Source organism: Nocardia sp. NPDC057440 (assembly GCF_042802915.1).
In the GTDB taxonomy this organism is placed as follows: domain Bacteria; phylum Actinomycetota; class Actinomycetes; order Mycobacteriales; family Mycobacteriaceae; genus Nocardia.
Genome location: NZ_JBHVDF010000010.1, coordinates 211,550 through 235,076 on the forward strand (window position 1 = coordinate 211,550; position 23,527 = coordinate 235,076).

Below are 23,527 nucleotides of genomic sequence, written 5' to 3' on the forward strand. Positions count from 1 at the left end.
TCAGGCGAACAGCGACAGTTGTTCGTCGGCCATGGGCGGGCGTTGCGGCGGCGCCTGCGGTTGCGGAGGTTGTTCGCGGCTCAGGCCGTGCTGTTGCAGCAGTGGCCGGGTGCGTTCGCCATGTCGAGTACTCGGGCGTGACGTAGGCGCCGCGGCCGTACAGCTGCCGGTAGCGGCGCAGCAGCGCCGGGTGGGCTTCGGCCAGCCAGCCGAGGAACCAGCCGCGGGTGCTGCCGCGCAGGTGCATCGGGAACGCGATGGCCGAAGCGGCTCCCGCCGCGGCGATCTCGCCGAACAGCTCGTCGAGGTGGGCCTTGCTGTCGGTGAGGTACGGAATCACCGGCGCCACCATGACATTCACGTCGAATCCGGCGTCGGCCAGTGCGCGCACCAGGTCCAGGCGCGCCTTCGGGGGCGTACCCGTCTCGAGACTGCGGTGCAGATCGATGTCGAGGATCGCGATGGACACCGCCACACTCACCCGAACCTGGCGCGCCGCCAGCGTGAGCAGCGGCAGATCGCGGCGCAGTAGGGTGCCCTTGGTCAGGATGGAGAACGGCGTGCCGGAATCGGTGAGTGCCCGAATGATTCCGGGCATCAATCGATATCGGCCCTCGGCGCGTTGATAAGGGTCGGTATTGGTGCCGAGCGCGACCGGTTCCTGATGCCAGGATCGTCTACCGAGTTCCTTGCGCAGCACCGCGGCGATATTGGTCTTCACCACGATCTGCGAATCGAAATCGCGGCCCGCGTCGAGTTCCAGATACTCGTGCGTGCCGCGCGCGAAGCAATAACGGCAGGCGTGCGAGCAACCGCGCATCGGATTGATCGTCCAATGGAACGGCAGGTTCGCGCCCTCGGGCATCTTGTTCAGTGCGCTTTTGCACAGCACCTCGTGAAAGGTTATGCCTTCGAATTCCGGTGTTTGCACGGTGCGCACGAACCCGGCCCGGTCCAGACCGGGCAAGGCGCCGTCGTCGGCGTCCAGGGTTTGGCTTTGCCACCGCACCCCTTCAGTCGAACATGCGTTCTAATGCCTGTCAAGCCGCGAGGGTCAGGCGATCTGCCTGGTGTCGGGCGGCGTCAGCTGGGTCGGATCGGCGAAGAAGGTCACCAGATCGCGCACGGTTTCGTCGATGGGGCGCGGTTGGTAGTCGATTTCCCGCGTCGCTTTGTCGTGGTCGACGACGGGCGCCGAGAGCAGTGCGCCGAGTGCGGCACGCGACATGATGTCGGTGCCGAGCATCTTGCCGATCGGCTCCAGGACCGGAATGAGGCCACCGACGAGGCGGGGCGGGATGGTGAACTTCGGGCCCTTTTTGCCGCCGTGGCGCGCGGCGAGGCGGCACAGGTCGAGCATCGAGATCATCGATCCGCCGAGCAGATAGTTCTCGCCGGTGCGCCCGCGTTCGGAGGCCAGGACCAGGCCTTGTGCCACGTCGCGCACGTCGACGAGGTCGAAGCCGCCGCCGATCATCGCGGGTACCCGCCCGCGCGCGGCGTCCTTGAGGGTGCGGTTGATGCGCGAGAGCGGGGTGCTGTGGTCGACCGGGCCGAACACGCCGGTGGGATTGCAGATCACCGCGTCGAGACCCTTGTCGATCACCTTGCGCAGTTCGACCTCACCCGCCCATTTGGAGCGGTCATAGACGGGCAGGCCGTCCGTGGTGGAGCGCGGTGAGCTCTCGTCGATGCGGCCGCCGCAGCTGTACTGATCGAAGGCGTGGATGGAGCTGGCATGCACCATCCGGCGCACGCCGAGGTCGAGCGCGGCCTCGGCGACTACGCGGACGCCTTCGGTGTTCACCTTCCACGCCAAGTCGTTTTTCTCGGCCAGGGTGATCACGGCGACCAGGTGGTACACGATCTCCGCGCCCGCGAGCACGGTGCGCATCGAATCCGGATCCAGCACGTTGCCCGACATCCAGGTGACGCCGGGATCCGCGGGGCCCTCGGGGACCACGCGGTCGATGGCGACGACTTCGTGCCCGCGCCCGACGAGCAGGCTGAGCAGGTTCGTGCCAAGGTAGCCGGCTGCGCCGGTCACTGCGACCTTCATGGCACCGAGAATATAGAACTTGTTCTAATTTGCAACACGTTTCAGTTCCTTCCCGGCGGCGATCGGTTCGTTTCAGGGGGCCTGTTGGGCTCGAAACTTGCCGGTAGGGTCCGCTATATTGAGCCCATCCGAGCGGCATTGCCGCTCGGGCAGGGAGTTGACGGATGACCGAGCCAAGTGCGCGAAACTGATGTTCACGATGGATGATTGGGGGGCAGCTCGATGAGTGATTTCTCGATGGATACCGAAGGGGTTGCGGCGTTCGCCGCGACGAATGCCGGGATCGCCGGCGAGATCGCGGGGGCGGGCAATTTGGACGCGGTCGGCAATGTCGCCGCGATGACGCCAGTCTTCGGATTGATCGGCGCCGACTATCTGGTGGCGTTCGCCGCCGCGCAGGTGTTGCAGGCCAGGGATATCAATGATCTCTCGGGGAAGTACGCCAAGTTGTCGGAGGCAACCTTCAACACGGTCGCCACCATCAACAGCACCGATCTCGGCAACGCGGGCTCGATGGCGTCGCTCGGCAACCAGATCGGCGGCGCGGTATGAAGCCGCTGGACACGGCGAATTCGGGTGTCATCGCGCCCGCCGACCACACCGCGAGCGCGGTCGACCACACCGCGGCCGCGGCACAGCAGTCGGCGATCAACGCCGCGCAGAGCACGCCGTCACCGGGCCTGATCGACGTGCCGTTGGGGCAGTTGCCCGCCGACATGCCGCCGATCGAGGCGCCCGAGTTCTACCTCGCGCGCAAGATCAGCGAAGACTCGCAGACCCTCGGCGCCGCACCGGCCGGGATGCCGGGCCTGTCCGGCAATCCGGCAGCCGACCCGAACGATATTCTCGCCGGCATTCCGTCGGACGTGTCGACCATGCTCGACAGCGCCCACGCGGCGATAGGTCACGCGGCGGCGCCCGTCCTCGGCGCGGCGCAGGGCGTGCTCGGTCAGGCGCAGGGCGCGCTCGGCGGTGGCGCCGGTGCGGCGGCCGCCGCAACTCCGGCTGCCGCGGCGGTGCCGGACATAGCCGCACTGCCTGCACTGCCCGCCGATCCGGTCGCGGCATTGATGAGCGGATTGTCCTTGCCCGCGCTGCCCGGCGTCGACATGCTGTTCAAACCGATCCTCGATCTGCTCGGCAGTTTCGGCACCGGCATCCTCGGCGCCATCGACCCGACCAAGATTCTGGCCGAGTCTTCCAAGGTCATCGAATCGGCGATGCAGGTAGGCAAGGGCAGCATGGCGACCGTCGACCAGCTGTGGCAAGGGCAGGCCGCGCGCAATGCGCAGGTCGCGGGCCAGGAGGCGAACACCGAGGGCCAGGACACCAGCCAGCGCGGCTTCGACATCTCCGATCTGACCACGAAGGCCGCCGCGGTGGTGCAGCAGGGCAACGTGCAGCTGACCGGGATCGCGACCTCGTTCGCCACCCAGGCCGCCGCGCTCGCGCCGCTGATCCTGACCCCGCCCGCGCAGGCTTCGCTGATCGCCACCGCCACCGAGCATCTCGGGCAAGCGGTGGGCGTTGCCAATATGACCCGCGGCGACCTGGCGGGCAAGACGGCCGAGCTGACCGGCCTGGTGAACCAGCTGATCGCACCGGGCGGGTTGCCGCAGCCGCAAGAAGTGGCGCAAGCGGTGATGCAGAACATCGGTGAGCCGATCATGGCTCAGGCCCAGGAAGTCGCGCAGGACACCGGCACCAAAGCGGCCAGCGCGCTCGACACAGGCGGTTCAGGTCTGGGCGCCTCGACGAATCCGGCCTCGGCGAATCCGAGTTCGCCGAGCGGAACGGGCTCACCGGGCGGTGCGATCGGTTCGCCGAGCCGCTCCGGCAGTCCGAGCCGTTCTGGCTCACCGGGCAGCCCGAGCTCACCCTCGACGCCGCGGGCGGGTGGTTTGCCCGGTGCCACGATGCCGCCCGCGCTTCGGCCGGTCGCGGGTATGCCGGGTTCGTCGCTCGGTTCCGGCCTGAGCACCACCCCCGCCGGAGCAGGCAACTCCAGCTTCATGGGCGGCGGCGCTCCCGCCGCGGGCGGGCAGCGCGGCAACGACAACGAGGAACACTCGCGCAACGTGGACCCGTACCAGAGCCGCACCGGCAACGACGACCTCACGGGACCGCTCGGTGAGTCCACGCCGGACGTCATCGGTGCGACGCATTCGGACGAGATGGTCAGCTCCGACTATGAACAGGATCAGTTCTGAGCCAGCGCCGGTACGGCATCTCGCGATCGTGCCTACCTCCCGGCCGCGGGAGGTAGGCACGGTTGTCGACGAGCTGGGTGGCCGACCGAAACCAGGTGAGGGTGCGTTGCTCTGACTGCGTCTGTTATGCGGCAGTTTGCCTGTGTCGTAGCGGAATTCGACGATCGCTCGCACGCTGTCGCCCGGCTGGAGACTCGTGTGCCATCGGAAACGCTACCGGCCTCCGCCGCGAGAATCGGGGAGGCCGGTAGCGTCGTGTGCCGCGATCAACCCTGCACGAAGGACTCCAGCAGTTTGCGGTAGAGGTCGGCGAATTGCCGCCGGGCGGCCTGCTGCTCGGTCGTCAGGCCCTCGGTGAGCTCCGGCGCGTACAGGATCACGTGCACGTCCTGGTCCGGCTGCTGCGGCATGACATCGATGATCTGGGTGCCCTGATCGGTGGCGTTCGGTATGCCGAGATCCAGCGTCGCCAATGCCCTGATCTCGGCAAGCGCCGCGTTCAGCACATCCGGCGAGACCGTCCCGTTCAGTCGTTGCGGCGGCGTAGAGGGGACCCGATCGGCGGCCGTGGCGTCCGGCGTCTTGATCGCGCGGCCGTCGGGGTACACCTCCAGCGCCGGGCGCAGGTCGATGCGGCTCTGCCAGCCACTGGGCATGGTCGTCAGCGTGAGCAGGGCGACGGCAGGCGCCGCGGGTGATGGCGCGTCGGGCGCGGGGTCGGCGGAGGCTGTGCCCCAGCTGCCTGCGAGCGCCACTACAAGAACCATCAGTGCCGACTTCGTTCTCCGCATGAAATCCCCATCTACTGTGCGCCACAGGACATCTGCCATTGAACATCGCGCTGCGCGGGTTCCGAGCGATTCCCGCGCAGCGCGACGTCGATCAACCTATCCAGCATAGATACGCACCCTCCGGCGCTTACCCGACGGAGGGTTGGAGTGTGATGAAAGGCCTGGACCGAGGCCTGCCGAGGATATCGGCCGAACAAGGTCCAGAGACGAACCTCAGCCGGCCCGCCCCTTGCGTACAGGGGATCGACGGGCGCGCGGCGGGTCGTAGACGCTCGTGGTCGCGAAGGGTGACATGACGCGGGATGCCCGGCGCGGATCGATTTCGACACCATCGTTGAATGTCATTGACCCTCCCCATGTTTCGACAATTTTCATCGTAGAGGCACGACAGTAGCATCGGCGCGGGGATAGTCCCTGTCGTCGCGGCTCTTCGTCATCGCAAGTTCGGCGGGTTGCTCAGGTCCGGTGCTGAATAGGTGTCGCACGCGCGCACCTGGCCTGTCTTGTATCCGGTGAGGAACCATTTCTGCCGCTGATCGGACGCCCCGTGCGTCCATGCCTCGGGATTGACACGGCCTTGGGCGGCACGCTGGATCCGGTCGTCGCCGACCGCTGCGGCGGCGGAAAGCGCGTCGCGTATGTCGTTGTCCGACAGTGGCTTGAGGAATGGCTGGCTACTTCCTGGGGCCGGCAGCTTGTCCGCGAAGTGAGCCCAGATACCGGCGTAGCAGTCAGCCTGTAGCTCGGTGCGAACCGCGCCGGACTCGGGCCCGCGCGGATCGCGCTGCGCCCGGCCGATATCGCCGAGAAGGTTCTGGATGTGATGGCCGATCTCGTGAGCGACGACATATTCCTGCGCGAGCGGTCCGCCGCTCGAGCCGAAGCGGTCGACCAGTTCTTGGAAGAAGCTGGTGTCGAAGTAGGCCGTGCGGTCGGCGGGGCAGTAGAACGGGCCGACTGCCGAGGTCGCGTTGCCGCAGGCGGTGGCTATCGCGCCGGAGAAGAGAACTACTTGTGGCTTCGAATACTTCTTATTGGTCTGGTTGGGCAACTCGGCAGACCACACGGCGTTGAGGCTCTGCGCGGTCAAGGCCACCCGGCAGTCGACGTACCTGTTGGCGTCATCGCCGGTCTTGCACCGATCCGGGGTGCCGGAACTGACCTGGGTTTGTGGGTCCTGCGCGCCAGTGAACTCACCCAAGAGCGAACCGGGGTCGCCGCCGAGCAGAAGTGTGATGACCAGGAAGATGAGACCGCCCGCGCCGCCGCCGAGGGCAAGCTTGCCACCCATGCCTGGACCACCGGACCTGACTGCGTCCGGGTCGATCTGAATGCCCTCGTTGAAGGTCATCGCCGTCGCTTTCTGCTCGTCCGTACGCCTCGGTCATACCCCGCCGGTATAGCTTGGCACGGGTCCGGCGATATCGGTTTTCACTCCGGGAATGTGTCTCACTACGATGGCAACCGCACCGGGTGGCCTTTCCGGTGTCACATTCGTCGAAAGGAATCCCGTGCTGCGCACCCACTTGGCTGGTTCGCTGCGAAGCGAGCACGCCGGTCAGACCGTCACCCTCACCGGCTGGGTGGCCCGGCGGCGTGACCATGGTGGCGTGATCTTCATCGATCTGCGCGATGCGTCGGGTGTGGCCCAGGCGGTGTTCCGTGAGGGCGAGCCCGCCGCGCAGGCACACCGGCTACGCGCCGAGTACTGCGTGCGGGTCACCGGCGTGGTCGAGCCGCGGCCGGACGGCAACGAAAACCCGGAGCTGCCGACCGGCACCATCGAGGTGAACGTCACCGAGCTCGAGGTGCTCAACGAGAGCGCCCCGCTGCCGTTCCAGCTCGACGAACAGCCGGGTGACGAGGCCCGCCTCAAGTACCGCTACCTCGACCTGCGTCGTGAGACGCCGGGCAAGGCCATTCGCCTGCGATCGAAGGTCAACGCCGCCGCTCGCACGGTGCTGGCTTCCCACGAATTCGTCGAGGTGGAGACCCCGACGCTGACCCGCTCGACGCCGGAAGGCGCTCGCGACTTCGTGGTGCCCGCCCGGCTGCAACCCGGCAGCTTCTACGCGCTGCCGCAGAGCCCGCAGCTGTTCAAGCAGCTGCTGATGGTCGGCGGGATCGAGCGCTATTACCAAATCGCGCGCTGCTACCGCGACGAGGACTTCCGCGCCGATCGTCAGCCCGAGTTCACCCAGCTCGACCTCGAGATGAGCTTCGTGCGCCAGGAGGACGTCATCCTGGTCGCGGAGGAGATTCTGGCGGCGCTGTGGAAGCTGGTCGGCTACGAGATCCCCTTCCCGATTCCGCACATGACCTACGCGGAGGCGATGCGCCGCTTCGGTAGCGACAAGCCGGATCTCCGGTTCGGCGTCGAGATCACCGAGTGCGCGGAGTACTTCAAGGACACGCCCTTCCGGGTGTTCCAAGCCGAGTACGTCGGCGCGGTCGTGATGCCGGGCGGCGCGAGCCAGCCACGGCGGCAGCTCGACGCCTGGCAGGAATGGGCCAAGCAGCGCGGTGCGAAGGGTCTGGCGTACGTGCTGGTGCAGGAGGACGGCACACTCGGCGGTCCGGTCGCCAAGAACCTCAGCGAGTCCGAGCGCGATGGCCTGGCCAAGCACGTCGGCGCAGAGCCCGGTGACTGTGTGTTCTTCGCGGCCGGTCCGGCCAAGGCACAGCGCGCGCTGCTCGGTGCGGCCCGCGGGGAGATCGCGCGCAAGGTCGGCCTGATCGACGAGAACGCGTGGGCCTTCGTCTGGATCGTGGACGCGCCGATGTTCGAGCCGACGGCCGATGCGACCGCGAGCGGTGATGTGGCGCTGGGTTATTCGGCCTGGACGGCGGTGCATCACGCGTTCACCTCGCCGAAGCCGGAGTCCATCAAGACCTTCGACACCGATCCCGGTTCCGCGCTCGCCTACGCCTACGACATCGTCTGCAACGGCAACGAAATCGGCGGCGGCAGCATCCGTATCCACCGCAGGGATGTCCAGGAGCGCGTCTTCAAGGTGATGGGCATCAGCCATGACGAGGCACAGGAGAAGTTCGGATTCCTGTTGGACGCCTTCGCTTTCGGCGCGCCCCCGCACGGCGGCATCGCCTTCGGGTGGGACCGCATCACCGCGCTGCTCGCCGGGCTCGACTCGATCCGCGAGGTGATCGCCTTCCCGAAGACCGGCGGCGGCGTCGACCCGCTGACCGACGCGCCCGCGCCGATCACCCCGCAGCAGCGCAAGGAAGCCGGGCTCGACTTCAAACCGGAGAAGAAGATAGCCCCCGAGGCGAAGGGCGACGCCGCCACCGGCGGGGCCGCCGCAGAGTAGTCCGCCGACTGATGCTCAGCCCGTGCCCGTGACGGACTCAGCGGGTACTTCTCGCGTCGAGAAGGCAGAATTGCCGGATCTGCCGGGAAGTGCCCGCAGTGGCGGCCGACCCAAATCAGTCCTGAACGCATGGCGGGTGCAGGGGAATGCGGTCGCTGGTTGGCTGGCGACCGCACGGTCCGGCGGTCAGAGCGGCGCGACCATGCCGCCGGTCAGGGTGCGGTAGGCGAAGGTCACCGCGATCGTCGCCACCGGGGCGGCGATGAACAAACCGAGACCGCACAGAATCGCGCCGACGACGGTCAGCACCATGACCGCGAGAGCGAGCAACAGGACCGGCCCGGCATTGGTGACGACAAGGGTGGCGCTGGCCTTGATCGCGGCAAACGGGCCAAGATCCTGATCCACGACATAATGCAGCGCGAACATGCACAGGAACCCGGCGATGAGCCCCGGTAGGACACACAGCGCGAAACCGATCCCCGTGAGCACGAACGCCAGCAGCGCGGTCAGCAGCACATTGCCCGCGTTCACGAAGTGGAAGTACGACCCGAAAACCGGTTTGTAGCCGTCGGTTTCATACAGCGCGCCGCGGACGAGCGCGGCCTGCAGCAGCCAGATCCCCACCATCACGGCCAGGAAGATCAGCAGTACGGGCAGCATGGACGTCGGGTTCGTGACCCGGACGACGAGGACGAACGCGAGATAGATGAGTACGCCGACCGCGGTGGTGCCCAGCCACGGCAGCGGATTCGCCCGGAACCTCTCCCAGCCGTAGCTCAACGCGTTGCCGACGTCGAGACTGCGCGGGACGTTGTCGGCGGCTTGATAGCCGTAGGTCGGCAGCGGCCCGCCGGGCGGTGGCGGCATGATGCTGGGCGGTGGCGGCGTTGCGCCGGGGTAGGGTGGCATCCCTGGCGGCGGCATCATGCCGGGCTGCGGACCCACCGGACCGGTTCCCGGCGGACCGTAGGTCGGCTGCGGCGCAGGCGGTTGCTGCGGAGGCGGGGCCTGCGGCATCGGAGCGACAGCGAGCGGTGGCTCCACCGGTTCGCTGCCGTACTGCGCCGCGCCCGGGCCTTCGAACTGCGGGTACCCGGCGGAACCCGCCATCTCGTGGCGGGCGTGCTCGGTGCCGGTGCCCGGCGACTGCGGGTCGGAGCTCTCGTGCTGACCCGGCTGCGCGGCGAACTTCTCGCCACCGCTGTGCTCGGGAGACTCGCCAGCTGGATCGTTCGGTGTGGAAGACGGTGTGTCGGCCATTGTCGTAGACCTTTCGACGCAACTGGTTTGCGGTGTGGCGCACGGCAGTTGACGATGAGAAAACCGGACGCGCGCAATGGTGTCAAGCAAGGAGCGCCCGTTCCGCAACCTCGACCGAGACACGCCGAACGACGCGGAAAGGTTGTGTAACTGCTCGCTAGAAGTGACCCGGTGCGAGTAGCTTGAATGGCGATGACCGCACTATTAGCCGAACGCGCCGCCGAAGTCGTGTCCGCAGCGCAACAGTTGCTTACCAAGCGAATGGGTGCTCCGGTGAAGCTGAGCGATCCGATCGAGCTCAGCGGCAGTGGCAGGACAACAGTCCTACGCGTACGTGTTTCAGAGAACGCCTTTTCGTTGCCGCGGACGCTGATTATCAAGCAGGTCCGTGGCTCCGCAGAGGATCGCCGCACCGGAGGACTAGCGCCGGGTGTGGCCAGCATCGACTCCGCGTTCCTTCGCGAAGCGGTGTCCTACCAGTTCACGACTGCGCTCAGTCGCGAGCAACGCCCCGGCGCCTACCTGATCGCGCACAGTCTGCCCGACCGGTTGCTCATTCTCAGCGACCTCGGTGACAACGCCAGCATCACCGCGGTACTGCAGTCCGGCTCGGAGCCTGCGATCCGCAACGGGTTGATGGCCTTCGCGCAGGCGCTCGGCAGAATGCACGCGGCAACCGTTGGGCGCGAAGCAGATTTTGTCGCGCTGCTGCGCCGCGTCGATGTGGTGCACCGGGTCGACGGCATCGCGCAGCAGGCCGAGGCCGCCATCTCCGAGGTGCCCGGCATGCTGCAGCGCGAACTCGGCATCGAGGTGCCCGGTGAGATCGCCGAGCGGATCGTGCGCGGTAACCGCCTGTTCTCCGCAGGACGTTACCGCGCCTTCAGTCCGTCGGATCTGTGCCCGGACAATGTCATCCTGAACGAAGAGGGCGCGCGGTTCCTCGACTACGAATGGGGCGGTTTCCGCGATGCCACCCTCGACATCGCCTACGCGCTGGTGTCGTTCCCCGGATGCCTGTGCGACTTCGAACTCTCCCGCGAACGCGCACGGCAGATGGTCGAGGCGTGGCGTTCGGAGGTCGTCGGCGTCTGGCAGTCATTGGCCGACGACGACGTGCTCGCCGAGCGCATCCTGGAGGCCCGACTGATCTGGGTGTGGCTGTCGACCTATTGGTTCCTGCCCGCGGATCACGCCCGCATCGCCGCGGCTCGCGAGCACGGGCTCTCGGTGCCGCGCTCGGAGGCGTTGATCAACCGCTGGGCGGCGCTGGCCGAGGACGCGCGCTGCACGGGTGACGATGCCGTCGGCGACTTCGCCGAGGACGTCTCGGCCATGCTCGAAGAGCGCTGGTCCGAGTGAACGACCGGTCCGAATAGGGTCTGGACCGAACAGGATTCGTCCGGGTGCATGCCGGCCTTCGAGGACGGTGCCGTGGTCACGGGTCGAGTTCGGCCGCACGTTTCTCGAGGTAGGCGCGTTCGACGGTGTTCTCGGTCAGCAGCAGCGCCCGTTCATAGGCCGTCACGGCATCTGCGGTCCGGCCGAGCCGGGCGAGGAACGCCGCGCGAGAGGCCTCGAGGTAGCCGTAGGTGGCCAGGGCGGGCTCGGCGGCAAGATCGTCCAGTAGGGCGAGCGCGCGGCTCGGATTGCCGGAAAGCCCCACCGCCACCGCATAATTCAGGCGTACCACCGGGGACGGCCATTCCCGAAGCAGCAGCACATACAGGCCGGTGATTTCCCGCCAGTCGGTCTGTTCCCAGCTCGGCGCCTCATCGTGCACCGCCGCGATCGCGGCCTGCAGCGTGAACCGGTCGGTATGCGGCAGTGCGTGTTTCACCAGTGCGACGCCCTCGGCGATGGCCGCACGGTCCCACCGGGCACGGTCCTGATGTGCGAGAGTGCACAGCTGGCCGTCCACGGTCACGCGTGCCGCCCTGCGGGCGTCGGTGAGCAGGATCAGTGCCAGCAGACCGGTCATCGACGGATCGTCGGGCACGAGCGCGTGCATCATCCGCGCCAATTGCAGTGCGCGCTCGACGAGATCGGAACGGACGAGCGCATCGCCGGAGGGCGCGGTGTGGCCGGTGGTGAACAGCAGATGGATGACAGCGCAGATGGCGTCGAGGCGTTGCGGCAGTTCCCGCACCGACGGTACCCGGTATGGGATGCCTGCCAGCGCGATCTTCTTCTTGGCGCGCGTGATTCGCGCCGCCATGGTCGGCTCGCTGAGCAGGAAGGCGCGCGCGACCTCCGCGGTGGTGATGCCGCAGACCAGGCGCAGGGTGAGCGCCACCTGTGCTTCGCGGGCCAGCGCCGGGTGGCAGCAGGTGCTGATCAGCCGGAGCCGGTCGTCGGGGATATCGGTGGCGGCGTCGACGGCGGCGAGTGCGAGATCGGCTGTGTCGCCTTCGATGTGGTCGGTGACCAGCAGCGGCAGGCTGCGCCGCATGGTCGAATTGCGGCGCAGCAGATCGAGGCCGCGCCGCCGGGCGACGGTGGTGAGCCAGGCGCCGGGTTTCGCAGGCACGCCGTCGGCCGCCCATTCCGTGAGCGCCTTGGCGTAGGCGTCCTGCACACACTCCTCGGCCAGATCGAAATCACGGACCAGCCGCACCGTCGCGGCGAGCACGAAGGCCCATTCGCGACGGTGCGCCCGCTCGACGGCCGCGGCCGCCCGCTCGGCCGCGGGGAGGTGGATCGACATCGACCGCCCGTTCCCTGCCCGCGCTCGGTCTATTCGAACACCATGATCGGGCGCACCTCGACACCGCCGAATCGGGCGGGCACCTGCTTGGCCAGCGCGATCGCCGCATCCAGATCAGGAGCCTCGAGCAGGTAGTAGCCGCCGAGCGCCTCCTTGGCCTCGCCGAACGGCGCGTCGGTCACGGTGAAATCGCCGTTGCCGTTCTTGCGTATCGCGGTGGCGGTGGGGGTCGGCTGCAGAGCGTTTCCGCCTTGCAGCGCGTCGCCCGCGATCTCCTGGAACGTCACGTGGTCCTGGTAGACCGCGCCCATGACTTCCTGTGAGGCGGTCGCGTAGGCATTCTCGTCTTCATAGATCAGCACCAGATACTGGCTCATGACAACGCTCCTTCGGTAGCGGGACCCGCCGTTCGGGTCCCGTACTCATCCCGACGAGCGAGTTCGACGGAAATCGACAACCGTCGGAAAGAATTCTGCCCCGATTCGTGGTTCGCGTATCGCGACTTGCCGGGTGAATCTCGATACGACGGTCGTCAGGGCAGCAGTGCCGGACGCGGTTCGATCCGGCCGCCCGAACGGACGGCGTAGGAGGCGCCGTGGTGGACGCCGGAATTAGGGTCCGCGACGTCGGTGAGATAAAACCAGTCCATCTGGGTCTGGTCGGGGTTGACCTCGAGCACGCCGTAACCGTGCGAATCCAGTTCGACGTAACGCAGGTGGTGGTTGGCGCTCTTGATCGACTCCTCCACCGGAACCGCGACCGTGCGTGGTGGCGCCTTCATGATTTCTCCGAGGCTGGAGGAGGTGACGGAGGGGACGACGAATTCCGCGCCGACGGTCGGTCCGCCCGGGTAGTTCGCGGCGTCGACGGGCAGGTCCGCGGCCCAGGAGGAGTGGATGTCGCCGGTCAGGAAGACCACATCGCCGACCTGCTGGTCGGTGATCGCGCGGAACAGCCGCTGCCGGTCGGCGGTGTAGCCGTCCCACTGGTCGCTGTTGGCCGGAATGCCCGCCTGCGGTACGCCCATCATGGTCGTGACGGCCCCGGTGGTGGCCGGCTCCAGGGGCGGGAAGACCAGCGGTGCGATCATCACCGAGTTGCCGACCAGTTTCCAGCGCACCGGTGCGGACGCCAAACCGGCGGTGAGCCACTCCATTTGGGCCTTGCCGGTGATGGTGCGCGCCGGGTTGTCCACCTCGCGCCAGCCCGCGCCGGGCTTGGACTCCTGATCGCGGTAGCTGCGCAGGTCGAGCATCGACAGTTCGGCGAGAGTGCCGAAACGCAGCCGCCGGTAGATCTGCACGTCGGCGCCGGAGCCGCTGGTGCGGACCGGCATCCATTCCAGGTAGGCGCGCGCCGACGCCGCGCGCCGGTCCTGCCAGTCGCCCTGCAGAGCGGGGTTGTGGTGGCTGGAGCCGCCGGACCAGGAGTTGTCGGCGGACTCGTGATCGTCCCAGGTGCAGATGAACGGCACGAGCGCGTGCAGGGTCATCAGGTCCGGATCGGTCTTGTACTGCGCGTGTCGGATCCGATAGTCGGCCAGTGTGACGATCTCGTTCGCGGGGTCGTGCGGGCGGACGGAGCCGTTGCGGCCGCCGTACGCGCCGCGCCCGTATTCGTAGATGTAGTCGCCGAGGTGTACGACCGCATCGAGATCGGTGCGCGCCGCCAAATGCCGGTAGGCGCCGAAGTATCCGGCCTCCCAGTTCGCGCAGGAGACCACGCCGAACCGCAGGCGGTCGGGGGTGGCCGAGGCGGCGGGTGCGGTGCGGGTGCGCCCGACCCGTGAGGTCACCCCGAACGCGGTGAAGCGATAGTAATAGCGGGTGCCGGGCGCGAGCCCGCTCACGTCGATCTTGACTGTGTGATCGGAATCCGCTGTGGCCGTGGTGGTTCCGGCCGTGACGAGCGAGGCGAACCGTTCGTCGGCGGCGACCTCCCAGCGCACTGCGGCAGCTTCGCCGACGCCGGAACCCGGTGTCGCGGCATCGGACACGGTGACGCGTGTCCACAGGATCACGGCGTCGGGCAGCGGATCGCCGGAGGCGACGCCGTGCCGGAACACCGGTTCGGCAGCGCCGCGCGCCGGTGCGGCGACCACCAGCGTGGTGGCGGCGGCCGCTGCCGCGGCGCCACCCTTCAGCAGGGTGCGCCGGGCGAGGGATCCGAGGGAGCCAGGGTCTGAAACGACCGTGTTTTCAGCCACGGGTAGTGATCACATCCGATGTCCGGTCGACACGCAAATCGGACCGCCCGGCGTCACGGCGAATATCGGCGGCAACGGCTGCGCCGTGGCGTTGTCGGTGCGTCTCGGTAACCTGCTCAGCGTGAGCGAAGGCCTGTTCGACGTGCCCGGAGATGCCGCGCCGGCGGAGCACACCATCGAGAGTGTGGTGCGCCGCGACGCGGGCGCGCCCCTCGCCGTGCGGATGCGGCCCGTCTCGCTGGACGAAGTGGTCGGCCAGCAGCACCTGCTCGGCCCTGGGTCACCGCTGCGGCGGTTGATCGAGGGGTCGGGCGCGGCGTCGGTGCTGCTGTACGGGCCGCCCGGCACCGGGAAGACCACCCTCGCCTCGCTGATTTCGCAGTCCACCGGCCGGCGCTTCGAGGCGCTGTCGGCCCTGTCGGCGGGGGTGAAAGAGGTGCGCGCGGTCATCGACGTGGCGCGGCGCAGGCTCACCGCGGGCGAGCAGACTGTGCTGTTCATCGACGAGGTGCACCGCTTCTCCAAAACCCAGCAGGACGCGCTGCTGGCCGCGGTGGAGAACCGGATCGTGCTGCTGGTCGGTGCGACGACGGAGAATCCGTCCTTCTCGGTGGTGTCGCCACTGCTGTCGCGCTCGCTGGTGTTGCAGCTGCAGTCGCTCACCGAGGCCGATATCCGGCTGGTTCTGGAGCGCGCTATCGGCGATGAGCGCGGCCTCAACGGCGAGTACAAGGTGACCGATGCCGCGCTCGATCACCTTGTGCGCATCGCGGGCGGCGACGCCCGCCGTGCCCTGACCGCGCTGGAGGCGTCGGCCGAGTCCTCTCTGGACGGCACTGTGGACGTGGATCTCGTCGAGGCCAGCATCGATAAGGCCGCCGTGCGCTACGACCGTGCCGGCGACCAGCACTACGACGTGATCAGCGCGTTCATCAAGTCCATCCGCGGCTCCGATGTGGACGCCGCCCTGCACTACCTCGCGCGCATGCTCAGTGCGGGGGAGGATCCCCGCTTCATCGCCCGCCGCTTGATGATCCACGCCAGCGAAGACATCGGCATGGCCGACCCCACCGCTCTGCAGACCGCGGCCGCCGCAGCCCAGGTCGTCCAGCTGGTCGGTCTCCCCGAGGGGCGACTCGCCTTGGCGCAGGCCACGATCCACCTCGCTACCGCCCCGAAGTCGGGCGCCGTCATCGGCGCGATCGGCGCGGCGATGGCCGATGTCGCCGCGGGCAAGGCGGGCGCGGTGCCACCACACCTGCGTGACGGCCATTACGCGGGCGCCGCGATGCTCGGTAACGCCCAGGGCTACAAGTACCCGCACGACAATCCGGATGGTGTTCTCGCGCAACAGTATCCGCCGGACGAACTGGTCGGTGTCGACTACTACCACCCGACCGATCACGGCGTGGAGCGCGACATCCAGGCTCGGGTGGGCCGGCTCCGGCGGATCGTCCGGGGCATACGCGCAGGCAAACGAGGCTAGTCACACGGTGGCGTAGGCCTCGTCGTCGTGCCGCGACCAGCCGCGCGCCCCTGCTCGATCGGGGGCGGTCCCAGAACCGGCCGCTCACTTCGCGGTGGCGACGACAACACTCAACCTCTGTGCCGGCGGCGCGGACGACCGTGCCACGGTGATCATCCAGCCCGCAACACCGCAGGAGGTGGGTCCCGTCGTCGCTCTCGCCTGTGGATTGTCGCCCATGCGGATGCCAGGTGACCCTGCTCCGCATCCAAGGCCGCGCCACCGAAGACATCGCCAGGGCGCTCGGCGTATCCGCTGACGCCGTCCAGGATCACTTCGAGTCGATCTTCGCCAAGACCAGCGTCCGCACCCGCGGCGAATTCGTCGGCCAGGTATTCCTGGAGCATTACGCCCCGCGCCGGGAGCCGGTCACCGACCCGCCCGCGGGCTGGGTGGAGGGTATTCCGACATCGCCGACCGCGAGCCGCCGTCGGCCAGGCCCGCCTCGACATCACGCGCACCGCGCCGGCACTCCGTGCGCAAACTCTCCAACCCGCCGCACTGCCCCGACTCACCATGGTGAACATGCAGGTCGACAGCCTCGAGGCGATGATCAGCGCGTTCGATGCAGCGGTCGGTGGCCCGCGAGGCCCGCGAGGTGATGAAGGGGTCAGCCGTGCTGCGGGCCGCGCTGGACCTGGTCGAACGCTGATGGGGTCGCCGGTTCGCCGGGATCGGCGGATGATGGCGCCGACCACCCCGGTCCCTGAAAATTCGGATGCGGCACACCGGTAGGCTGGATACCTGTGCAGACCCACGAGATTCGACGGCGCTTCCTGGACCATTTCGTCCGTGCCGGCCATACCGAGGTGCCGAGTGCCTCGCTGATCCTGGCCGACCCGAACCTGCTGTTCGTCAACGCAGGCATGGTGCAGTTCGTTCCGTTCTTCCTCGGGCAGCAGACTCCGCCCTACGCGACCGCGACCAGCGTCCAGAAGTGCGTGCGGACCGGTGACATCGAGAATGTCGGCGTCACCACCCGGCACAACACCTTCTTCCAGATGGCGGGCAATTTCAGTTTCGGCGACTACTTCAAGCGCGAGGCGATCACCTTCGCCTGGTCGCTGCTGACCGGCAGCGTCGAGGACGGCGGTTATGGCTTCGATCCGCGACGCCTGTGGGCCACCGTCTATCTCGACGACGACGAGGCGGAGCAGATCTGGCTCGAGGTCGGCGTGCCCGCCGAGCGCATCCAGCGCCGCGACATGGCCGACAACTACTGGTCGATGGGCATTCCCGGCCCGTGCGGCCCGTGCTCGGAGATCTACTTCGACCGCGGCCCCGAGTACGGCATCGAGGGCGGTCCCGAGGCCGACGAGGACCGTTATCTCGAAATCTGGAACCTCGTCTTCATGCAGAACGAGCGTGGCGCGGGCACCGGCAAGGATAATTTCGAGATCCTCGGCCCGCTGCCCAAGAAGAACATCGACACCGGCATGGGTGTCGAGCGCGTCGCGTTCCTGCTGCAGGGCGTGGACAACGTGTATGAGACCGATCTACTGCGCCCGATCATCGACAAGGCCGAGGAACTGACCGGCCGGTCCTATGGCGTCACGCACGAGGACGACGTGCGCTTCCGCGTAATCGCCGACCATGCTCGCACCGGCGCCATGTTGATCGCCGACGGCGTCAACCCCGGCAACGACGGCCGCGGCTACGTGCTGCGCAGGCTGCTGCGCCGGATCGTGCGCTCGGCTCGGCTGCTCGGCGCGGAGAAGCCGGTCATGGGCGAGTTCATGAAGGTCGTCAGCGACCTGATGTCCCCGTCCTACCCGGAGCTCGCCACCGATTTCCGCCGCATCGAGACCGTCGCGGTCGGCGAGGAGACCGCGTTCCTCAAGACGCTGAACACCGGCTCGACCCTGTTCGACAACACGGCCGCGGCCGTGAAGGCCAAGGGCAGCAACACCATTGCGGGCTCGGATGCCTTCACCCTGCACGACACCTACGGCTTCCCGATCGACCTCACCCTGGAGATGGCCGCCGAGGCCGGTCTCGCGGTGGACGAGGACGGCTTCCGCTCGCTGATGGCCGAGCAGCGCAAGCGCGCCAAGGACGACGCGCAGGCCCGCAAGCACGCGCACGCCGACCTGTCGGTCTACAAGGAACTCGTCGACCGTGGCGCCACCGAGTTCACCGGCTTCGACGAGCTGACCTCCGAGGCGCACGTGCTGGCGTTGATCGTCGATGGCGTCCGGGTTCCCGTCGCCACGGTCGGGCAGGACGTCGAGGTGATCCTCGATCGCAGCCCGCTGTACGCGGAGTCCGGCGGCCAGATCGCCGACCGCGGCTCGATCACCGCCGCCGGGGTCAAGCTGCGCGTGAACGATGTGCAGAAGATCGCCAAGAAGCTGTGGGTGCACAAGACCACCGTCGAGCAGGGCCAGCTCACCGAGGGCGATATCGTGCTCGCGCAGGCCGATCCCGGGTGGCGGCGTGGCGCCACCCAGGGCCACTCCGGCACGCATATGGTGCACGCCGCGCTGCGCCAGATCCTCGGCCCGAACGCGGTGCAGGCGGGCTCGCTGAACAAGCCCGGCTACCTACGCTTCGACTTCAATTGGCAGGGGCAGCTTTCCGAGCAGCAGAAGAACGACATCGAGGCCGTGTCCAACGACGCGGTCGGCGCGGACTTCCCGGTGAACACCTTTGTCACCGACCTGACCAAGGCCAAGCAGATGGGCGCGATGGCGCTGTTCGGTGAGAACTACGGTGACGAAGTGCGCGTCGTGGAGATCGGCGGCCCGTTCTCGATGGAGCTGTGCGGTGGCACCCACGTGGAGCATTCCTCGCAGATCGGCCCGATCACGCTGCTCGGTGAGTCGTCGGTCGGTTCCGGTGTGCGTCGGGTCGAGGCGTTCGTGGGCCTCGACTCCTACAAGTACCTGGCCAAGGAGCGGGCGTTGCTCGCCGGTGTGGCGTCGTCGCTGAAGGTGCCGTCGGAAGAGGTGCCGGGTCGCGTCGAGCAGCTGGTGGAGCGGTTGAAGGCGGCCGAGAAGGAACTCGAGCGCACCAAGGTCGCCGCTGTGCTGTCCTCCGCGGGCAAGTTCGTCGAGGAGGCCGAGCGGGTCGGCAGCGTGCTGCTTGTCGCCGCCGCCGCACCCGAGGGCGTCGCCGCGGGCGATCTGCGCACGCTCGCCACCGATATCCGTGGCCGCTTCGGCAGCAGCCCGGCCGTCGTGGTGCTGCTCGGCAACGCCGATGGCAAGGTGCCGTTCGTGGTGACCGTCAACAAGGCCGCCCAGGATCTCGGTGTCAAGGCGGGCGATCTGGTCGGCAGCTTCGGGCCGAGCATCGCCGGACGCGGTGGCGGCAAGCCCGAGATGGCCCAGGGCGCGGGCTCGGATCCCTCGGGTATCGAAGTCGGCCTAGCTTCGGTCCGTGCCCGGGTGGTCGAACTCGCCGGGTGATGTCCGACTCGGAGAGTCCCGGCGCCGAACGGCCCGCCGCGGCGACCGATCCCGGTCGCGGTAGGCGTATTGCCGTCGATGTCGGCAGTGTCCGGATCGGCGTCGCCGCCAGCGACCCGGACGGCATCCTCGCCACGCCCGTGGAAACTGTCCCTCGAGCCAAGCCGAATCCCCGCGGCGGCGGTCTGGCGCCTGACATAGCCAGAATTGCCGAAATTGTGCGGGAATACGAAGCCGTCGAGGTCATCGTGGGTCTGCCGCGCACATTGCGCGGCGAAAAGGGCGCCGCGGCCACCCTGGCGATGGCGTTCGCGGATCATTTGCGGACCACGATTGCCCCCGTGCCTATCCGACTTTCCGACGAACGTTTGACTACGGTGTCAGCTGCACGTGCATTGCGGGACAGTGGAGTTCGCGCGCGTGGCCAGCGGCAGGTGATCGATCAGGCGGCGGCCGTATCGATCCTGCAAGGATGGTTGGACGAACGGAGTGCGGTGTTGAGGTCGGTCGAAACTGCGTCTGAAGTGCCGCACCAGCGGCATGGAGCGGTGCGTCCCGCGTCGTCCGGGGACGATGCATGACGGATCGATGGACGCAGGCCGAGGAACGCTTTCGGCAGCGTGAGGTCGAGTCTCGCCGCTATAAGCGAGACGATGCCGCCTGGGCTGCCTACGAGGACGACACGACGGTCATCCCGCGCTACACCGACGAGGAGCCGCTGGAGCCGCCGGCGCCGACCCGTGGCGGTGGCCAGCGCGCGCGCCGCGCCGCGCCGGAGCATGACGACGAGGAACTGCCGGAGCCACGGCGGCCACGTGGCCGCCGTTCGGAACCCCGCGCGGCCGAGTCGCGGTCGGCGAACTCGCGTGGTGGATCGCGGCGGCGGGGCACCCGTGTCGCGTCACGTAAGGCGGCCGAGCGCAAGCGCCGTCGGCGGAATCTGTGGGCCATCGCAAGTGTGTTCGTGCTGCTGTTCGTCGCCGCCGCGGGCTTCGCAGGCTACAACTGGGTGAAATCCGCCTTCGGGCCCGCCGAGGATTACGCGGGACCGGCCGGACCGCTGGTGGTGGTGCAGGTGCAGCCGGGCGACACCTCCAACCAGATCGCGAATGCGATGGTGGCCAAGGGCGTTGTCGCGAGCAGTGCTGCGTTCATCGAAGCGGCCGTGCGGAATTCGAACATGAACGCGGTGCAGCCCGGCTACTACGCGATACCGAGCCACGTTCCCGCCATGCAGGCGGTGACAGCACTGGTCGGCAAGGAGTCGCGCGTCGGCAACCTGGTCGTCTCCGAGGGGCGGCTGCTGCACGACCAAAACGATATGAGTACCAACGGGCGGTATGACGGCATCTACCGCAAGATCGCGGAGGCCAGCTGCATCGGCATCGGTGCCAACCAGAAGTGTGTGACCTACGAACAGCTCGATGCCGCGGGCGCGAGCCTTGACCTGTCCGCGCTCGGGGTGCCCGGGTGGGCGGCACAGGGGGTGAAGGACTGCCCGGACCGGACGAGGCAGCTGGAAGGTCTGATCGCTGCGGGCACATGGGATTTCGATCCCAGCGCCACACCGGAGCAGATCCTTCGGCAATTGGTGACTGCGAGCGCGAAGAGCTATGAATCCACCGGACTGCTGCAGTCCGGCGCCGACACAAAACTGACGCCCTATCAGACGCTGGTCGCCGCCTCGTTGGTGGAACGCGAGGCGAAACCCCAGGATATGGGCAAGGTGGCACGAGTGATCGTGAACCGGCTGCAGATCGATCAGATGCTGCAGTTCGACTCGACGGTGAATTACCTGCTGGACCGCACCGAGGTGGCGACCACCGACGCCGACCGCGCCCAGAAGACCGCCTGGAACACCTACGCGATGCGGGGCCTGCCCAAGACCCCGATCGCCGCGCCGTCGTTGAACGCGTTGCGTGCCATGGAGAATCCGGACGTGGGGCCGTGGCTGTACTTCGTCACCGTCGACAAGCAGGGTACGACCGTGTTCACCGACGACTACCAGGAGCATCTGCGCCTGATCGCACGGGCGCAGCGCAGCGGCATTCTCGACAGTTCCAAGGACAACGGTGGCCGATAGTCGCAAGGCGGCGGTGCTCGGCAAGCCGATCGCACACTCGCGATCGCCACAGCTGCACCTGGCCGCGTATCGTGCGCTCGGGTTGAACTGGAGCTACGAGCGCATCGAATGTACGGCCGAGCAGCTGCCCGGGTTGGTCGACGGGCTCGGGCCGGAATGGGTCGGGCTCTCGGTGACCATGCCGGGTAAGGAGGCCGCGCTCGCTTACGCCGCCGAGCGCACCGAGCGGGCGGTACTGGTCGGCTCGGCCAACACCCTGGTCCGCACCGACGCAGGCTGGCTGGCTGACTGCACCGATGTGGATGGCGTGCTCGGCGCGCTCCGCGGCGGTGGTGTCACCGATGTGGCCGAGGCGGTAGTGCTCGGTGCGGGTGGCACCGCGCGGCCCGCGCTGCTCGCGCTCGCCGAACTCGGCGCGAAGACGGTGACCGTCATCGCCAGGGACGCCGGGCGGGCAAGCGGCATGATCGATCTCGCCGAGCGGCTCGGCATCAACGCGGCGGTGACCAGTTTCGACCCTGCCGCACTCGCCGGGCTGTGCGAGCGAGCCGGTGCCGTGGTCAGCACGATCCCGGCTACGGCGGCCGTGGAGATCGCAGACGCGGTTGCGCTGGCCCCGGTGGTCCTCGATGCGATCTATAACCCCTGGCCGACCCCCTTGGCCGAGGCGGTGGCGCGCGCAGGACACACGGTGGTCAGCGGTTTGCAGATGCTGCTCAACCAGGCATACGGACAGGTCGAGCTGTTTACCGGCTGCCCGGCACCGCGTGCGGACATGGCGGCGGCATTGGCGAGCGACGGCTACGAAAACTGATACGGGTTCTAGTTTTGTCCTGGTCGGGGTTATGGTGTCGGCATGAATGCTTGGGTGTTGCGCGCGATGGCGCTCGGTGCGCTGGTTGTTTTCCTGCGTACGATGCTCGGGTTCGCGATGGTGAACTGGCCGACCTGGGGGGTGTTGATGCGGCTGTTCTGCCTGATCGTTCTGGTGTCCGCCGTTCTGTACTGGGGTGTGCTGGACGGGCGACGGTCGGCCCGGCCCGATCCGGAACGCGGCACCGACCCGGCGCTGGTCTGGCTCGAGGCAGCCGCGGCGGCCGGGCTCGGCAGCGGCCTCGGCGCCTGGATGCTGGACTGGATCCCCAAGTTCGATCTCGGCGACAACGGCCTGCTCTTCGAACTCACCGCAGCCGCGTCGTTCATCGTCCTGCTGATCTTCATCCCCGCCCTCATCGGCGTCGGTGTCGGCCGAGCCCTCTCCGCCCGCGTCGCCACCAACCAGTTCACGCCCGCTCCCGCTTGACCTGAGCTCGACGGGCAGTCAGTGAACTGGTCGACCCTTTGCAGACTCGAGGCTATGGTGTTGACCATGATTGCTTGGGTGGTGCGAGCCACACTTCTCGGTGCGCTGGTTGTCGTGCTGCGTACCGTGCTGGGATTTGCGATGGTGTACTGGCCGACCCAGGGCGGGTGGATGCGGATGCTGGCGCTGGTCGGCCTGCTCGGCGTCGTCGTGTTCTGGGGCGTGCTGGACGGTCGCAAGGATCGCGTCGCCCACCCTGACCCCGAGCGCGGCTCCGACCTGACCATCCTATGGTTGAAGGCCGCGGTGGCCGGTGGCCTCGGCAGTGGCCTCGTCGCCTGGATCCTGGACTGGCTGCCACGCTTCGACCTCGGTGACAATGGCTTGCTCTTCGAGCTGACCGCCTCCGCCTCGTTCATCATCCTGCTGATCTTCGTGCCCGCGCTGCTCGGCGTTGCGATCGGCCGCGCGCTGGCGGGCCGCCGGAACGACCATCAATCCGCGCCACCCACCGCGCATCCCACCCCGGCCTGACCCGGGTATCGAGGGGGGGGGCAGTCGGGCGCGACACCACGGTGTGGGGGGCGTGTGTGGGGGGGGGGGTGTTGCTGTGTCAGCAGGGTCGGGCCCGCGCCAGTGTG

The 23,527-nt window shown here is 67.8% G+C and carries 19 protein-coding genes and 1 pseudogene; 11 read left to right on the forward strand and 9 right to left on the reverse strand.

Annotation, left to right across the window (positions count from 1 at the left end; all coding sequences use genetic code 11):
• Positions 1-1,009: pseudogene (locus ACFU4Z_RS22000) on the reverse strand (Rv2578c family radical SAM protein).
• Between the two features lie 45 nt (positions 1,010-1,054).
• The gene (locus ACFU4Z_RS22005; protein WP_379065804.1) at positions 1,055-2,059 is read right to left on the reverse strand and encodes an NAD-dependent epimerase/dehydratase family protein; all 1,005 of its coding nucleotides are present in this window, start codon (positions 2,057-2,059) and stop codon (positions 1,055-1,057) included.
• 222 nt (positions 2,060-2,281) lie between these two features.
• Here ACFU4Z_RS22005 and ACFU4Z_RS22010 point away from each other — a divergent pair, with 222 nt between their 5' ends.
• Entirely contained in the window at positions 2,282-2,611 is a 330-nt protein-coding gene (locus ACFU4Z_RS22010) for a type VII secretion target (protein WP_379065806.1), read from the forward strand.
• Positions 2,608-4,269, forward strand: a complete 1,662-nt coding sequence (locus ACFU4Z_RS22015) for a hypothetical protein (RefSeq protein WP_379065808.1) — start codon at positions 2,608-2,610, stop codon at positions 4,267-4,269. Before ACFU4Z_RS22010 ends, ACFU4Z_RS22015 begins: the two co-directional genes overlap by 4 nt.
• 266 nt (positions 4,270-4,535) lie before the next feature.
• On the opposite strand, the gene ACFU4Z_RS22020 is transcribed toward ACFU4Z_RS22015, so the two are convergent.
• A complete protein-coding gene (locus ACFU4Z_RS22020; protein ID WP_379065811.1) occupies positions 4,536-5,060 on the reverse strand; it encodes a hypothetical protein in 525 nt (174 codons plus the stop codon).
• Between the two features lie 433 nt (positions 5,061-5,493).
• Positions 5,494-6,411, reverse strand: a complete 918-nt coding sequence (locus tag ACFU4Z_RS22025; protein WP_379065813.1) for a neutral zinc metallopeptidase — start codon at positions 6,409-6,411, stop codon at positions 5,494-5,496.
• A 160-nt stretch (positions 6,412-6,571) separates the two neighbouring features.
• Here ACFU4Z_RS22025 and aspS point away from each other — a divergent pair, with 160 nt between their 5' ends.
• Complete coding sequence (gene aspS / locus ACFU4Z_RS22030; RefSeq protein ID WP_379065985.1) at positions 6,572-8,389, forward strand: aspartate--tRNA ligase; 1,818 nt, start codon at positions 6,572-6,574, stop codon at positions 8,387-8,389.
• A gap of 186 nt (positions 8,390-8,575) precedes the next feature.
• Here the strand turns inward: aspS and ACFU4Z_RS22035 are convergent, their stop codons facing one another.
• The gene (locus ACFU4Z_RS22035; RefSeq protein WP_379065815.1) at positions 8,576-9,652 is read right to left on the reverse strand and encodes a hypothetical protein; all 1,077 of its coding nucleotides are present in this window, start codon (positions 9,650-9,652) and stop codon (positions 8,576-8,578) included.
• Positions 9,653-9,844: 192 nt separating this feature from the next.
• On the opposite strand from ACFU4Z_RS22035, the gene ACFU4Z_RS22040 reads away from it, so the two are divergent.
• Entirely contained in the window at positions 9,845-11,014 is a 1,170-nt protein-coding gene (locus tag ACFU4Z_RS22040; RefSeq protein WP_379065817.1) for a phosphotransferase family protein, read from the forward strand.
• A gap of 76 nt (positions 11,015-11,090) precedes the next feature.
• Here the strand turns inward: ACFU4Z_RS22040 and ACFU4Z_RS22045 are convergent, their stop codons facing one another.
• The 3 genes from ACFU4Z_RS22045 to ACFU4Z_RS22055 all read right to left on the reverse strand — a co-directional run bounded on the left by ACFU4Z_RS22045 (position 11,091) and on the right by ACFU4Z_RS22055 (position 14,565).
• Positions 11,091-12,359 carry an RNA polymerase sigma factor gene (locus ACFU4Z_RS22045; protein WP_379065819.1) on the reverse strand — a complete coding sequence of 423 codons (1,269 nt, stop codon included), beginning with the start codon at positions 12,357-12,359 and terminating at the stop codon, positions 11,091-11,093.
• 29 nt (positions 12,360-12,388) lie between these two features.
• Entirely contained in the window at positions 12,389-12,736 is a 348-nt protein-coding gene (locus ACFU4Z_RS22050) for a YciI family protein (protein ID WP_379065821.1), read from the reverse strand.
• A 155-nt stretch (positions 12,737-12,891) separates the two neighbouring features.
• Positions 12,892-14,565, reverse strand: a complete 1,674-nt coding sequence (locus ACFU4Z_RS22055) for an alkaline phosphatase D family protein (RefSeq protein WP_379065823.1) — start codon at positions 14,563-14,565, stop codon at positions 12,892-12,894.
• A gap of 121 nt (positions 14,566-14,686) precedes the next feature.
• On the opposite strand from ACFU4Z_RS22055, the gene ACFU4Z_RS22060 reads away from it, so the two are divergent.
• Positions 14,687-16,051: a replication-associated recombination protein A gene (locus ACFU4Z_RS22060; RefSeq protein WP_379065825.1), complete on the forward strand. Its 1,365-nt coding sequence runs from the start codon at positions 14,687-14,689 to the stop codon at positions 16,049-16,051.
• Positions 16,052-16,203: 152 nt separating this feature from the next.
• Here the strand turns inward: ACFU4Z_RS22060 and ACFU4Z_RS22065 are convergent, their stop codons facing one another.
• Entirely contained in the window at positions 16,204-16,437 is a 234-nt protein-coding gene (locus tag ACFU4Z_RS22065) for a hypothetical protein (RefSeq protein WP_379065828.1), read from the reverse strand.
• Positions 16,438-16,836: 399 nt separating this feature from the next.
• On the opposite strand from ACFU4Z_RS22065, the gene alaS reads away from it, so the two are divergent.
• Genes alaS through ACFU4Z_RS22095 form a run of 6 tightly spaced genes read left to right on the forward strand, consistent with a single transcriptional unit; the run spans position 16,837 to position 23,420 of the window.
• Complete coding sequence (gene alaS, locus ACFU4Z_RS22070) at positions 16,837-19,500, forward strand: alanine--tRNA ligase (protein WP_379065830.1); 2,664 nt, start codon at positions 16,837-16,839, stop codon at positions 19,498-19,500.
• A complete protein-coding gene (ruvX, locus tag ACFU4Z_RS22075) occupies positions 19,500-20,081 on the forward strand; it encodes a Holliday junction resolvase RuvX (RefSeq protein WP_379065832.1) in 582 nt (193 codons plus the stop codon). The genes alaS and ruvX overlap by 1 nt, the downstream gene beginning before the upstream one ends.
• A complete protein-coding gene (mltG, locus tag ACFU4Z_RS22080; protein WP_379065834.1) occupies positions 20,078-21,583 on the forward strand; it encodes an endolytic transglycosylase MltG in 1,506 nt (501 codons plus the stop codon). The genes ruvX and mltG overlap by 4 nt, the downstream gene beginning before the upstream one ends.
• A complete protein-coding gene (locus ACFU4Z_RS22085) occupies positions 21,573-22,397 on the forward strand; it encodes a shikimate dehydrogenase (protein ID WP_379065836.1) in 825 nt (274 codons plus the stop codon). Before mltG ends, ACFU4Z_RS22085 begins: the two co-directional genes overlap by 11 nt.
• Before the next feature lie 42 nt (positions 22,398-22,439).
• Positions 22,440-22,886 carry a B-4DMT family transporter gene (locus ACFU4Z_RS22090; RefSeq protein ID WP_379065838.1) on the forward strand — a complete coding sequence of 149 codons (447 nt, stop codon included), beginning with the start codon at positions 22,440-22,442 and terminating at the stop codon, positions 22,884-22,886.
• A 54-nt stretch (positions 22,887-22,940) separates the two neighbouring features.
• Entirely contained in the window at positions 22,941-23,420 is a 480-nt protein-coding gene (locus ACFU4Z_RS22095; protein ID WP_379065840.1) for a B-4DMT family transporter, read from the forward strand.
• Positions 23,421-23,527 lie beyond the last annotated feature (107 nt).